This window comes from Streptomyces poonensis (genome assembly GCF_014650915.1).
Classification (GTDB): Bacteria; Actinomycetota; Actinomycetes; order Streptomycetales; family Streptomycetaceae; genus Streptomyces; species Streptomyces poonensis.
Genome location: NZ_BMVW01000006.1, coordinates 176,775 through 189,426, shown reverse-complemented (window position 1 = coordinate 189,426; position 12,652 = coordinate 176,775). Strand labels below are relative to the sequence as shown.

The window sequence follows — 12,652 nt, the reverse complement described above, 5'->3', positions numbered from 1 at the left end:
TCAGCCCGGCGTGACCAGTCTCGCCTCGTAGGCGAAGACCGCCGCCTGGGTGCGGTCGCGCAGGCCCAGCTTCACCAGGATGCGGCTGACATGCGTCTTGATCGTGGACTCGGCGACCACCAGGCGCTCGGCGATCTCCGCGTTGGACAGGCCCTGCGCGATGAGCACCAGCACCTCCGTCTCCCGCTCGGTCAGATCGCCGTACGCCGCCCGCGCCGAGGGCGGCAGACGGGGTGTCTCCGCGAGCCGGGAGAACTCCGTGATCAGCCGCTTGGTGACCGACGGCGCGAGCAGCGCCTCGCCGGACGCCACCACCCGCACTCCGTCGGCGAGTTGCCGTGCCGAGGCGTCCTTGAGGAGGAAGCCCGAGGCGCCCGCCCGCAGTGCCTGGTACACGTACTCGTCCAGGTCGAACGTCGTCAGCACCAGCACCTTCGCCGCGCCGTCCGCGGCCACGATCTCCCGGGTCGCCTCGATGCCGTTCAGCTCGGGCATGCGGATGTCCATCAGGACGACGTCCGGGGAGAGTTCGCGGACCCGGTCCACCGCGTCCCGGCCGTTCACCGCCTCGCCGACGACCTCGATGTCCGGCATCGCGCCCAGCAGGACCGAGAAGCCCTCGCGGACCATCATCTGGTCGTCCGCGATCAGTACGCGGATGGTGCCGCCCGTCATGCCTCGTCCTCGATCACCGTCGGCACCGGCAGGAACACCGTCACCTCGTAGCCCCCGTCCGCCGTCTCCCCCGCCGTCATCTCCCCGTCCAGCATCGTGACGCGCTCGCGCATGCCGGTGATGCCGTGTCCGGCGCCGGGCGAGGGCTTGACCAGGCCGGTCGCCGGGCCGTTCACGATACGGAGGCCGAGGCCGCCCAGCACATAGCCGATCTCGACGCGGGCCGGGGCGCCCGGTGCGTGCCGGAGGCTGTTGCTGAGCGCCTCCTGGACTATTCGGTACGCGGACAGCTCGATGCCCTGCGGGAGTTCGCGGACGGCTCCGGTGACCGCCTTGTCGACGGTCAGACCCGCCTCGCGCACATTGGTGAGCAGGGCGTCGAGGTCGGCGAGGGTGGGCTGCGGTGCCTCCGGGGCCTCGTAGTCCTCCGCTCGGACGACGCCGAGGACGCGGCGGAGCTCGGTGAGCGCCGCGACCGCGTTCTCCCTGATCGTGGCGAATGCCTGCGCCAGCTCCGGCGGCGGGTTCTGCACGCGGTACGGCGCGGCCTCCGCCTGGATCGCGACCACCGACATGTGGTGGGCGACCACGTCGTGCAGCTCGCGGGCGATCGTCGTGCGCTCCTCCAGCAGGGTGCGCTTGGAGCGTTCGTGTTCGGTGACGGTCTGCTGGGCGGTCACCTCGCGCTGGGCGGCGCGGCGTATGTGGATGACGGTGACGGCCAGGAAGGCCATGGCGGAGGCGGTCAGCAACGGCACGCCGTTGTTCGCGTAGCGCCCCGCACCGAGAAGCGACGAGACGAGAAATCCGTACGCCGCGGTGATCACCCACATCCACACGGCGACGCGGGGTCGCGTCCGCAGGGCCACGACCGTCATCACCGTCAGATGGCAGGCGAAGGCTCCGATCGTCCACGGCCAGTCGCCGTAACTGTCGTCGTAGAACGTGGTGGCCACCGGGGTCGCCGCCATGGACACCCAGAAGGCACCGACGGGTCTGACCAGCGTCAGCAGGACGGGGAAGAGGGCGAGCAGACCGCTCAGCACCGAGATGTCGCTCCGCCCGTCCGTCGTGCCGAGAGCCATCGCCCACAGACCGAGCACGGCCACGACCGCATGCGGCGTCCACACCGCGTACTCCCGCAGCCGCGCAGGCAGCCGCCGGGTGATCGGACCGTCCATGTTCATCCGGGGCAGCGGGCGGTAGGCGAACGCGTCGGTGATCAGGTCCTGGCGCAGTCCCCGCAGGGCGTCCAGGGCCAGCCGGTACTCGGGGCTGCGCGGCTTGTCCCCGCCCCGCCGGGGCGGCGTCCGCATCTGGGTCGTCTCGGTCACGTTCCACACGGTAGGTGCCCGCCGGCGCCTGGGTCGTCCCCAGTGAGAGGGGTTCTCCGGGGTCCCTCTCAGGTACTACGGGTGGCTCCCGGACGCCGCCCGCGGCTCAGTAGCCGGACGGCCGCACCAGGCCCGACTCGTACGCGAAGATCGCCGCCTGGGTGCGGTCCCGCAGGCCCAGCTTCACCAGGATGCGGCCCACATGGGTCTTCACGGTCTGCTCGGCGACGACGAGGCGCTCGGCGATCTCGGCGTTGGACAGCCCCTGGGCGATGAGCGCGAGGACTTCGGTCTCCCGCTCGGTGAGGTCGGCCACGCGTTCCTTCAGCGGGGCGCGGGGGGCCGCCCCGTGCAGGCGCGAGAACTCGGCGATGAGGCGGCGGGTGACCCCGGGGGCGAGCAGGCCGTCGCCCGCGGCCACCACCCGTACCGCCTCGGCGAGCTGGTCCGCGGAGGCGTCCTTCAGCAGGAAGCCGGAGGCCCCGGCGTGCAGGGCCTCGTACACGTACTCGTCGAGGTCGAACGTCGTCAGGACCAGCACTCTGATGTGCGGGTGCTCGGCGGTGATGCGACGGGTGGCCTCGATGCCGCCGAGCTCGGGCATCCTGATGTCCATCAGGACGACGTCCGGGGCCAGTTCGGCGACCTTGCCGATCGCGTCGAGGCCGTGCACCGCCTGGCCGACCACCTCGATGTCGGGCTGGGTGTCGAGCAGCACCGTGAAGCCCTGCCGGACCATCTGCTGGTCGTCGGCGATCAGTACGCGGATCATGCGGTGTCGTCCTCGGGGTCGGGCGGGCGGTGAGCGGTGGCGGCGGTGTGGTCGGTGGCGTCGGCGGGGACGGGGGCGTCGGTGGGGACGGGGGCTGCGATGATGCCTGGGGCGTCTACCGGCAGGAACGCGGACACCTGGAAGCCGCCATCGGGCGTGGGGCTCGTCGCCAGGGTGCCGCCGAGCATCGTGGTCCGCTCACGCATGCCGAGCAGACCGTGCCCCGCCCCCGGCGATCGGGGCACGCGCCGCCGCGGGCGCGTGTTGCGGACCTCCACGCGCAGGCCGTACGCGAGGTGCGTGAGGTGGATCCGGGCCGTCGCGCCGGGCGCGTGCCGCAGGACGTTGCTCAGGGCCTCCTGCACGATCCGGTACGCCGACAGCTCCACGCCGGGCGGCAGCGGACGCCGCTCGCCGGTGGTCCCGACGGTCACCGTCAGGCCCGCGGCACGGGTGTTCTCCACCAGCGCGCCGAGCCGGTCGAGGGTGGGCTGCGGGGCGTGCGGGGCGGTTCCGGTGGTGAGGGCGGTACCGCCGGCGGTGGCGGTGGCGGGACCGTCGAAGGGCTGCGCCGTGTCGGGCTGCTCCGAGCGCAGCACGCCGAGCACCCGGCGCAGTTCGGTCAGCGCCTCCAGCGCGTTCTGCCGGATGCCCGCGAGGTTCTCCTTCAGCTCCTCGGGCGGGTCCTTGACCAGGTGCGGGGCGACCTGGGCCTGGATGGAGATGACCGACATGTGGTGGGCGACGACGTCGTGCAGCTCGCGGGCGATGCGGCTGCGCTCCTCCAGCAGGGTGCGGCGGGCGCGCTCCTCGGCGGTGAGCGTGGTCTGCCGGCCGAGCTCGGCGCGGGCCTCCCGACGGCCGCGCAGCGCGATGCCGAGCACCACCACCACCGCGGAGAGGACGATCGCCGCCACGCCCGTGGGCTCGTGGTCCGCCTCGTCCCCCAGGGCCTGGAGGACGAGGGTGGCCAGTACGGTCAGGGCCAGCGCCTCGACGGACACCCGGGTCGGCACCCGCAGCGCGAGCAGCAGCAGCACGAGCAGCTGAGCGATGATCCCGGCCGCGGTCCAGGGCCAGGGGAAGCCGTGCGCCGATCCGGACAGCATCCGGCTCCGCACCGCGAGGGCCACCAGCACGGTGGTTCCGGTCGCGAGCCACCAGCCCGGGATCGGCCGCCAGAGCGCGAGCACCACCGCGCCGCCGTGCACCAGCGCGAGCGGGAAGGCGTACCCGAAGGCAATGCTGCCGTGGTCGCTGAGCTGCCCCGTGTCACCGATCGCGATGCCGAGCGCGACGAGGCAGACCAGGCCGTGCGGCAGCCAGCGCAACCAGACCGACGGCGGCAGCGGGTCCGCCCGTACGGTCCACAGGTCGTCGCGCAGCATCCCCAGCCAGCGCCGCGCACGGCGCACGATCATGTACTGACTCCCCCGCTCCGTCACACGGCTCACCTTAGACACGGCCCGCCTCCGCGGGGATCTCCCGGCCGCGCTCAGCAGGTATCTCCCGGCCCCTCTCCGCAGGGATCTCCCGGTCTGTCGGCCGGTGCTCCCGCACCACCCGTGCACGGTGACCCCGGCTACCACCCCGTTCCCAGGAACGGAACGCGGCCCAGCACACGGCGAGCGCCACCGTGAACACCGGAAGCCAGGCGAGGCGGGCCGCGACCCACCCCAGGCCGTCGGGCGGCGTGTGCAGACCGGGCAGGCGGCCCGCGAGGAGACCGGTGGCCGTGGTCGCCATCAGCGCCGTCTGGTGCCACAGGAAGACGGTCATCGCGGACAGGTTGGCCAGCGCCACCGCCGCCCAGGCCACCGGCCGGCGCATCGCCCGGCGCAGCCGGTCGCGCAGCAGGAGGGCGAGGCCGCACTGGGCCAGGCCGAAGGTGACGGCGGCCAGCGTGGGCGGGTTGAGGTTGGAGACCGCGGCGCCGGGGACGCCGACCATCGACGCCGGGTAGCCCGCCCACGCGACCAGCGCCGCGGTCGCCGCCGTACCGCCGGCGAGGAGGATCCGTCCCGCGCGGCGGCGGTCCAGTTCGCCGCGGGCCCAGGCGGCGCCGAGGGTGTACGGCACCAGCCAGCCCGCCGCCAGGTTGATCCAGCCGAGCCAGGACGGGGCGCCGAGGCCGAAGCGCAGCAGGTCCACGTGGAGGACGACGGCGAGTGGCCAGAGCGGGTGGAGCCGGGCCAGCAGCGGGGTCGCCGCCGTCAGCGCGGCGAAGACCAGCAGGAACCACAGGGGCGACAGGGCCAGCTTCACCAGTGTCCGGACCGTCGCCTCGTCCGTGCCGGACAGCAGGAGCAGCAGCGCCGTCACCGTCCACAGCCCCAGCACGGCGGCGACCGGCCGGAACAGCCGGGACAGACGGCCCGACAGCCAGCGGCCGTAGGACGTGCCCCGGACCCGGGCCGCGGCGTGGCCGCGGGTGGCCACGTACCCGCCCACCAGGAAGAACACGGCGAGGGGCTGGAGGACCCAGGAGACGGGCGCCAGCCAGGGCAGGTGCCGCAGGGGGCTGTCCGTGTGCAGCCCGCGGCCGTCCGCGACCAGCGCCGTCACCAGCCAGTGGCCCAGGACGACGCCGAGGATCGCCCCGGCGCGCAGGGCGTCGACGGCACGGTCCCGGTGTGCGGGGGTGGCGGCGTCGATCCGGGCGGCATTCCGCCACAAGGTGCCCCGCAGGCTCCGCCGCGGAGTCTGTCCCGCGGTTTGCCGCGGAGTCTGTCCCACGGCTTCCCGCGGAGTCTGTCCCACGGCTTCCCGCGGGGCCTGCCTCAGGGTCTGCCGGATCGACTCAGCCATGAGTGACGACCTCCTCGGTCTCGCCCAGGACGATCCGGGCGAGGTTGGTCAGGGAGAGGGAGCCGGGGTCGAAGTAGTCGCTGTGGCCGCCGTCGCCCGCGGCGAAGACCCGGGCGCCGAAGGCCGGGGAGACGGGGTCGGCGCCGAGACCGACGGTGGTTCCGAACAGGTCGACGCCGACGTGCGGAACGTGCTCCACCCAGTCACCGCTCGAGCGGCCCGCCCAGACGCGCGCCCGGGTGTGCAGGCCGGCGGCGCTGTCGGCGCCGGTGCCGGGGCTGCCGACGAGGGCGATGTCGTCCGCGGCCGTACCGGAGGCGGCACGTCCGCAGACCACCGAGCCGTAGGAGTGGCAGACGAGGGCGATCCGTGCGGACCGGCCCAGGATGCCGCGCAACTCGTCGACGAACTCCCGCAGTCGGGGCGCGGCCTGCTCGGCCCGCCCGGTGGTGGCGACCGTCGTGCTGACCGTGCCGGGGGTCTCGTAGCCCAGCCAGGCGACGACCGCGACGGGGGCTCCCCCGCTCATGGAGGCCAGCTCCCGGTACAGGGCGCGGGCGGCGGTGCGGAAGCGGTCGTAGGTGTCGAGGCCGGTGTCGGAGCCCGGGACCAGGACGGCGACGCGCTCGGCGTGGACCAGGTCGCCGAACACCTCCGTGGCCAGGCCGGTGCCGCGCCCGTCGAAGGCGAGCAGGTGCCGGGACGGCTCGGCCAGGGAGCGGTCCGCAACGGCCCGCTGCCGGTCACCGTGGGCGGCGGCCATGCGGGACGCCTCCGCGGCGGCGGCCCGGTTGGCCGCGTACGCCTCGTCCAGGGTGGCCGCCGTGAGCGGGCCGAGAACGGCCGGAGCCGGGGCCGGGGTACGGGGCTGTGCGGCGGCCGAGAGGGGCAGGACGACGGCCCCGGTGACGAGCGCGGCGAGCACCGCGCGCCGCAGACCGCGCAGACGGCCGCGCCGGCCGCCCCCGGCCCGCGACGTCCGCTCGCCCCCGACCTGCGGCGCCCGCTCGCCCCCGACCTGCGGCGCCCCCTCGCCCCCGGCCCGCGGCGCCCGTGCGTCCGGCTCGACTCCCATGGTCTCCCCCGTTCCGGCCGGCCCGTCCTTCGGGCCGTTCCGATGGGGAAGTTACGGATCACCGACCGTGGTCGGCGTCACGCCGGGGAGCTCACCTGCTCCGTAGCTCTCAGGTATTACGGGTATCACCAGGGCGGCGACGCCGCTGCTGTCACGGGCATCACCGGGTTGGCGACGCCACTGCCGTCACGGGTATCACCGGGGCGGCGAAGCCACCGCGGTGCTCACCACCGCGGTGCTCACCACGCCAGCTGCGCGATCTCCTCCGCCACCACGGCACACGCGTCCGCCGCCGGGTCGATCAGCGGGAAGTGGCCGACGTCCTCCAGGAGCGTGAGGCCCACCATCTCCCCCGCCCGGGCCGCCGCGTCCACGTACGACTCGGTCACCGCCTGCGGAACGACCGCGTCGGTGCGGCCCTGGACCACGGTGGTGGCGATGCCCGTGGGCAGCAGGAGGGCCGGGTCGGCGTACGCCTGCCGCTCGGCGAACACGTCGGGCCCGCCCAGGAGTTGCGCGGCCGCGCCCCCGCACACGTCCAGCTTCTCCGCGACGGCGAAGTCGGCGATCGGGGCGAGGGCGACGACCCCGCGCAACGGCGCCGGGCGGTCCGTACGCCAGGGCGCGCCGGCCGGGAGGACGTGGCGGGCGGCCGCCCAGAGCGCCAGGTGGCCACCCGCCGAGTGCCCGGTGATCACCGTGCGGCGCGGGTCGGCCTGCGGCAGCGCGTCCCGTACGAGACCGGGCAGCGCGTCGAACGCCGCGGCGACGTCGTCGAACGTCTCCGGCCACCGGCCCGCCTCCGGCGCAGTCCCTCCGGTCTCACCGGTCTCACCGGCCTCACCGGCCTCGCCGTCGGCGCCCCGCCGGTATTCCACGTTGGCCACGGCGAACCCCCGCCGCGCCAGGTAGGCGGCGAACGGCGTGATGTGCCGGCGGTCGTACCGGGCACGCCAGGCGCCACCGTGCAGGACGACCACGAGCGGTGCGGGACCGGCGCCGGAACCGGGCCCGCCGTTCCCGCGGGAGTCTCGCGGGGCGTAGAAGTCGATCACCTGGTCGGGGTGGTCGCCGTACGCGGCGCAGGCGTCCGGGGCGACCGGCGGGTGCGAGAAGGCGGACGCCTCCTCGGCGGCGGCGCGGGAGACGGCGTCGACCGGGGCTGCGGCGTCGTCCGGCATGCTCCAACCTCTCAGCGGCGTAACAGTGTTGGGTGTTCGGGATCCGGCCGGATCCGGTGCTGATCCTTCCGTTGGCGGGGACGGTATCAGGCCGGTGACAAGGGCGGACACGCGGATGTCACGCTCGGTGAAGACGAGCTCAGGCCACCAGGATCTCCGCCAGCACCCGAGCCGCCCGCTCCGCGTCCCCGAAGCCGACATACAGCGGTGTGAAGCCGAAACGCAGCACGTCAGGACGGCGGAAGTCGCCGACCACCCCCCGGTCGGCCAGCCGCTTCATCACGTCCCCGGCGTCCGGGCAGCGCAGCGCCACCTGACTGCCCCGTTCCGCGTGGCCGGCCGGCGTCAGGCACTCCACGCGGCCCTCGGGGACGTACGCCGCCACGCACTCCAGGAAGAAGTCCGTCAGGGCGAGCGACTTGGCCCGTACCGCCTCGATCGACACCCCGTCCCAGACCTCCAGGGCCGCCTCCAGCGCCAGCATCGACAGGATGTCCGGCGTGCCCACCCGCGCGCGCGGGGCACCGGCGGCGGGCGTGTGGTCGGGGCGCATGCCGAAGGGATCGGCGTGGGAGTTCCAGCCCGGCAGGGGCGAGTCGAAGCGGGACTGGAGGTCACGGCGTACGTACAGGTACGCGGGCGAACCCGGCCCCCCGTTGAGGTACTTGTACGTGCAGCCGACCGCCAGGTCGACCCCGTGTTCGTCCAGCCCGACCGGCAGGGCGCCCGCGCTGTGGCACAGGTCCCAGACGGTGTACGCGCCCGCCTCGTGCGCCGCGGCCGTCAGTCCCGGCAGATCGTGGAGCCGGCCGGTGCGGTAGTCGACGTGGTTCAGCAGCACCGCGGCCGTGCGGCCGGTCAGGGCTCCCGGGACGTCCGCCGGGGCCACCGGACGCAGGGCACAACCCGTCATCCGGGCCGCCGACCCGGCGATGTAGCCGTCCGAGGGGAAGGTGGTGGCGTCGACGAGGATCTCGTCCCGCCCGTCACCCGCGAGCCGGACCGCGGCCACCAGCGCCTTGAAGACGTTGACGCTGGTGGAGTCGCCCACGACGATCTGCCCGGGGCCCGCGCCCACCAGCGGGGCGATCCGGTCGCCGATCCGCTCGGGCGCGGTCCACCAGCCGCTCTCCTCCCAGGAGCGGATGCGCAGCTCGCCCCACTGGCGGCGGACGACGTCCGCGACCCGGTCGGGCACGGCCGCCGGCAGCGCGCCCAGTGAGTTGCCGTCCAGGTACACCGTGTCGTCCAGCACGAACCGCTCGCGGAGCCCGGCGAGCGGGTCGGCGGCGTCCAGCTTCGCTGCCGTGTCGATCAGTTCAGACATACGATCGCGCCGTCCACAGCTCGGGGAACACGTTCTGCCGGGCCCGCTTCTCCAGCCAGGCCACCCCGGCGGAGCCGCCCGTGCCCTGTTTGGCGCCCATCGCGCGGCGGGTGGCGAGCAGGTGGTCGTTGCGCCAGCGCCACACCAGCTCGGCGACGTCGGTCAGCGCCTCGCCCAGCCGCACCAGCTCGGCGTCCTGGTCGCCCGCGTAGACCTCGGCCCAGGCGGCCTCCACCTCCGGCGACGGTTCGTGGCGCTGCGACACGTCCCGCCGCAGCACGGCGTCCGGGACGGCGTACCCACGGCGCGCGAGGAGCCTCAGCACCTCGTCGTAGAGGCTCGGCTCGTGCAGGGCCTTCTCCAGCTCGTCGTGGACGCGCGGGGCGCCCCGGTGCGGGACCAGCATGGACGCGGACTTGTCGCCGAGCAGGAACTCCATGCGGCGGTACATCGCCGACTGGAAGCCGGAGCCGTCGCCGAGGGCGCCGCGGTAGGAGTTGAACTGCGCCGGGGTCAGGTGGGCCAGTGGCTTCCAGGAGGCGTTCAGCGCCTCCAGTTCACGGACGGAACGTTTCAGCGCGTCGAGCGCCATCGGTACGTCGTCCGCGCGCAGGGCGTGCGCCGCGGTCTCCCACTCGTGCACGACGACGGTGAACCACAGCTCCATGACCTGCGAGGTGACCAGGAAGGCCAGCTCTCCCGGGTCGTCGGAGAGCGGGTGCTGGAGGTGGGTGAGCACGTCCGCCCTGACGTAGTCCTCGTACGGCGTCGTACCGGCGAAGTCGAGATGCGGAGTCTGCGGCTCAGGCGCCTCATGGTGCCCAGGAGCCGGTTGAGCCTGTCGGGACATCACTGTCTCCTGTGTGTGCTCCGGGTAGCGGTCCGCCCCTGCCGAAGCCGGCACGGGGGCCCCGGTCCCCACCCGCATCCTCCGCAATCACTCCGGGAACGGCAAGGCCGGTTCCCCGCGCCCGGTCTGTCGGGAGCCGGACCCGGACAGGCAATTCCCGGCCATCTCTGTAATACGGTTCTGGAACACGCAGGACCTTGGTGGGGGTATTCGTTGAGTGCTCGGATTCTGGTCGCTGAAGATGACGGGAAACAGTCTCGACTGATCCGGATCTATTTGGAGCGAGAAGGAAACGCGGTGCAGGTCGTGGGTGACGGCCGCGCGGCGCTGGAGCGGGCCCGCTCCTCGCGGCCGGATCTCATCGTCCTCGACGTGATGCTGCCGCTGGTCGACGGGCTCGATGTGTGCCGCATCCTGCGTGCCGAGTCGGACGTCCCGATCCTGCTGCTCACCGCCCGCACCACCGAGGAGGACCTGCTCCTGGGCCTCGACCTCGGTGCCGACGACTACCTCACCAAGCCGTACAGCCCCCGCGAACTGACCGCCCGGGTACGGGCGCTGCTGCGCCGGTCCGGAAAGACCGCCGGTGCGGCCGGGAATCCGGTTCTGCGGGTGGGCGAGCTGGAACTGGACACCGCTCGCTTCGAGGTCCGGATGGCCGGACGGCCGGTGCCGCTGACCGCCAAGGAGTTCTCCATCCTGGAGACACTGGCGCGGGAACCGGGACGGGTCTTCACCCGGGCGCAGATCATCGAGCGCGTCTTCGGCTTCGACCGGGACGTCCTGGAGCGCACCGTCGACGCGCACGTGATGAACCTGCGCCGGAAGCTGGAGGTGGATCCGGGGCGGACCCGCCTCCTGGAGACGGTGTACGGCCGGGGCTACCGCCTCGCGGACGCCCCGGGCTCAGCCCGCTCCTGACATGCCGCCGTCCGGAGCCGTGGGCAGTACGACCGTGAAGGCGGTGCCCGCTCCGACCGTGCTGCGCACCTCGATCGTCCCCCGGTGGTCGGTGACGATCTGCCGGGCGATGGACAGCCCCAGGCCGCTGCCGCCCGTCGCCCGGCCCCGGGACGCGTCCGCCCGCCAGAAGCGGTCGAAGAGATGCGGCAGGTCCTCCGCCGATATCCCCTTGCCGGTGTCCCGTACCTCCACGACGGCCAGCTCGCCCCGCGGTCGAAGGGCCAGGGTCACGGTGCCGCCCGCCGCGGTGGCCCGCAGCGCGTTGCCGACCAGGTTGCCGACCACCTGACGCAGCCGGTCCGGGTCCGCGGTCACGGTCACGGGCGACGGCGCCTCCAGGGCGAGCGCGATCCCCGCCGTCTCGGCCTGGGCGTGGTGAGCCGTGCGGCTGGTCTCCAGGAGCTCACGCAGGTCGACCCTGGTGGGGTGGTAAGTGAGCGCGCCGGCCTCCGCGAGGGCCAGATCCTGGAGATCGTCCACGATCCGCTGCTGCAGCAGCGCCTCCTCGTGGAGGGAAGCGAGCAGCTCGGGGGTCGGCTCCACGACTCCGTCCCGCAGCGCCTCCAGATAGCCGCGCAGATTGGCCAGCGGGGTGCGCAGCTCGTGCGCGATGTCACCGGTGAGGCGGCGCTGACGCTCCTCGCCGGCCTGGATCGAGTCGGCCATACGGTTGAAGGCACCGCCGAGCTGCGCGATCTCGTCCCGGCCGGAGACGGGGACCCGGCGCGCCAGATCGCCCTCGCCCAGCCCCTTCGCGGCGAGCGTCATGGCGCGCACGGGGCGCAGTACGGCCCTGCTCAGCAGCAGTGCGCCGAGGATGACCGCGAGGGCGACACCCGCCGCGACGGCCACCGTGGGCGCGGCGGCCAGGGTGGGCGGCGACTCGTTCCGGACTCCGAGGCGGATGTCCAGGCGCGGCGGGGCGACGGAGCCGGTCCGCTCGTTGAACACCCGCTGCAGGCAGGCGGTGAACCGCTGTTCGGACGCGCACGGCTGGAGGGCGTCGAGATCCTCCCGGGTCGGCGCGTTCGCCTTCCCGTACGTCTCCCCGCACTGCGGAGGCCGCCGGTCGGTGCTGATCCGGGGGACACCGACGGCGTCCGGCCTGGCCGTCACCTCCGCTCCCGCCCGTGTCAGGCAGGCCGCGTACACCGCCGCGGCACGGTAGTCGGCGATGGCTGTGGCGGTCAGCTTGACCGAGGTCTGCGGTACTCGGCCCGCGGGGAGCTCCAGGGCGGGCCGCGGGTCGACCAGGATCGGGGGCCGGCTGCTCAGCGCGCGCGGCTCGCGGCCGGCCAGGGCGTCGGAGTCGGCGAGCAGCACGCCGGACTCGGTGGCGACCCGGATGCGCTGGCCGGTGTCCTTCGCGAGTCCGGCCACCGTCGGGGACAGGCCTTCCCAGGTGCCGTGTGCGAATCCGTAGGCACGCAGTTCGCCGGTGATCCGGGAGACCTCCTGCTGACCGGCCGTGACGGTCTCCTGTACCTGACGGTTGGCCTGCCGCAGGGTCAGCCAGGCCGTGGCGGCGGTGGCAGCCATCGCGACCACCATGAGCAGACCGAGAACCCGGACCCGGAAGCTCATGGCGAGACCCCTTCTGTTCGGTCACCGAAAGACGCGTTCCCATGATCGCTGGAGTGTTCCGCAGGCCGGCGTTCCGCAAAAGC

At 73.6% G+C, this 12,652-nt stretch carries 11 protein-coding genes; 1 reads left to right on the top strand and 10 read right to left on the bottom strand.

Features of this window, described 5'->3' with window-relative positions:
• From IE242_RS17730 to IE242_RS17690, 9 genes are all read right to left on the bottom strand, one after another.
• Positions 1-675 (bottom strand): response regulator, encoded by a 675-nt coding sequence (locus IE242_RS17730; protein WP_189860267.1) that lies wholly within the window; start codon positions 673-675, stop codon positions 1-3.
• A complete protein-coding gene (locus IE242_RS17725) occupies positions 672-2,009 on the bottom strand; it encodes a sensor histidine kinase (RefSeq protein ID WP_189860265.1) in 1,338 nt (445 codons plus the stop codon). Before IE242_RS17725 ends, IE242_RS17730 begins: the two co-directional genes overlap by 4 nt.
• Before the next feature lie 106 nt (positions 2,010-2,115).
• Complete coding sequence (locus IE242_RS17720) at positions 2,116-2,781, bottom strand: response regulator (RefSeq protein WP_189860263.1); 666 nt, start codon at positions 2,779-2,781, stop codon at positions 2,116-2,118.
• On the bottom strand, positions 2,778-4,202 hold the full coding sequence (locus tag IE242_RS17715) for a sensor histidine kinase (protein ID WP_229859056.1): 1,425 nt from the start codon (positions 4,200-4,202) through the stop codon (positions 2,778-2,780). The genes IE242_RS17720 and IE242_RS17715 overlap by 4 nt, the downstream gene beginning before the upstream one ends.
• A 34-nt stretch (positions 4,203-4,236) precedes the next feature.
• Positions 4,237-5,457 (bottom strand): acyltransferase family protein, encoded by a 1,221-nt coding sequence (locus IE242_RS17710; RefSeq protein WP_229859054.1) that lies wholly within the window; start codon positions 5,455-5,457, stop codon positions 4,237-4,239.
• Positions 5,458-5,581: 124 nt separating this feature from the next.
• Positions 5,582-6,664 (bottom strand): alpha/beta hydrolase, encoded by a 1,083-nt coding sequence (locus IE242_RS17705; protein WP_189860259.1) that lies wholly within the window; start codon positions 6,662-6,664, stop codon positions 5,582-5,584.
• A 239-nt stretch (positions 6,665-6,903) separates the two neighbouring features.
• A complete protein-coding gene (locus IE242_RS17700; protein ID WP_189860257.1) occupies positions 6,904-7,845 on the bottom strand; it encodes an alpha/beta hydrolase family protein in 942 nt (313 codons plus the stop codon).
• A gap of 139 nt (positions 7,846-7,984) precedes the next feature.
• Positions 7,985-9,172 carry a kynureninase gene (gene kynU, locus IE242_RS17695; RefSeq protein WP_189860255.1) on the bottom strand — a complete coding sequence of 396 codons (1,188 nt, stop codon included), beginning with the start codon at positions 9,170-9,172 and terminating at the stop codon, positions 7,985-7,987.
• Positions 9,165-10,022 (bottom strand): tryptophan 2,3-dioxygenase family protein, encoded by an 858-nt coding sequence (locus IE242_RS17690; RefSeq protein ID WP_189860253.1) that lies wholly within the window; start codon positions 10,020-10,022, stop codon positions 9,165-9,167. The genes kynU and IE242_RS17690 overlap by 8 nt, the downstream gene beginning before the upstream one ends.
• A gap of 213 nt (positions 10,023-10,235) precedes the next feature.
• Here IE242_RS17690 and IE242_RS17685 point away from each other — a divergent pair, with 213 nt between their 5' ends.
• Positions 10,236-10,943 (top strand): response regulator transcription factor, encoded by a 708-nt coding sequence (locus IE242_RS17685; protein ID WP_189860251.1) that lies wholly within the window; start codon positions 10,236-10,238, stop codon positions 10,941-10,943.
• On the opposite strand, the gene IE242_RS17680 is transcribed toward IE242_RS17685, so the two are convergent.
• The gene (locus IE242_RS17680) at positions 10,929-12,569 is read right to left on the bottom strand and encodes a sensor histidine kinase (protein ID WP_189860249.1); all 1,641 of its coding nucleotides are present in this window, start codon (positions 12,567-12,569) and stop codon (positions 10,929-10,931) included. The genes IE242_RS17685 and IE242_RS17680 overlap by 15 nt on opposite strands.
• Positions 12,570-12,652: the final 83 nt, after the last annotated feature.

Bases quoted from the DNA above. Each gene is read 5' to 3' on its own strand.
- IE242_RS17705 (WP_189860259.1), bottom strand. From the start codon at position 6,664: ATGGGAGTCGAGCCGGACGCACGGGCGCCGCGGGCCGGGGGCGAGGGG.
- IE242_RS17730 (WP_189860267.1), bottom strand. From the start codon at position 675: ATGACGGGCGGCACCATCCGCGTACTGATCGCGGACGACCAGATGATG.
- IE242_RS17720 (WP_189860263.1), bottom strand. From the start codon at position 2,781: ATGATCCGCGTACTGATCGCCGACGACCAGCAGATGGTCCGGCAGGGC.
- IE242_RS17680 (WP_189860249.1), bottom strand. From the start codon at position 12,569: ATGAGCTTCCGGGTCCGGGTTCTCGGTCTGCTCATGGTGGTCGCGATG.
- IE242_RS17700 (WP_189860257.1), bottom strand. From the start codon at position 7,845: ATGCCGGACGACGCCGCAGCCCCGGTCGACGCCGTCTCCCGCGCCGCC.
- kynU (WP_189860255.1), bottom strand. From the start codon at position 9,172: ATGTCTGAACTGATCGACACGGCAGCGAAGCTGGACGCCGCCGACCCG.
- IE242_RS17715 (WP_229859056.1), bottom strand. From the start codon at position 4,202: ATGATCGTGCGCCGTGCGCGGCGCTGGCTGGGGATGCTGCGCGACGAC.
- IE242_RS17690 (WP_189860253.1), bottom strand. From the start codon at position 10,022: ATGTCCCGACAGGCTCAACCGGCTCCTGGGCACCATGAGGCGCCTGAG.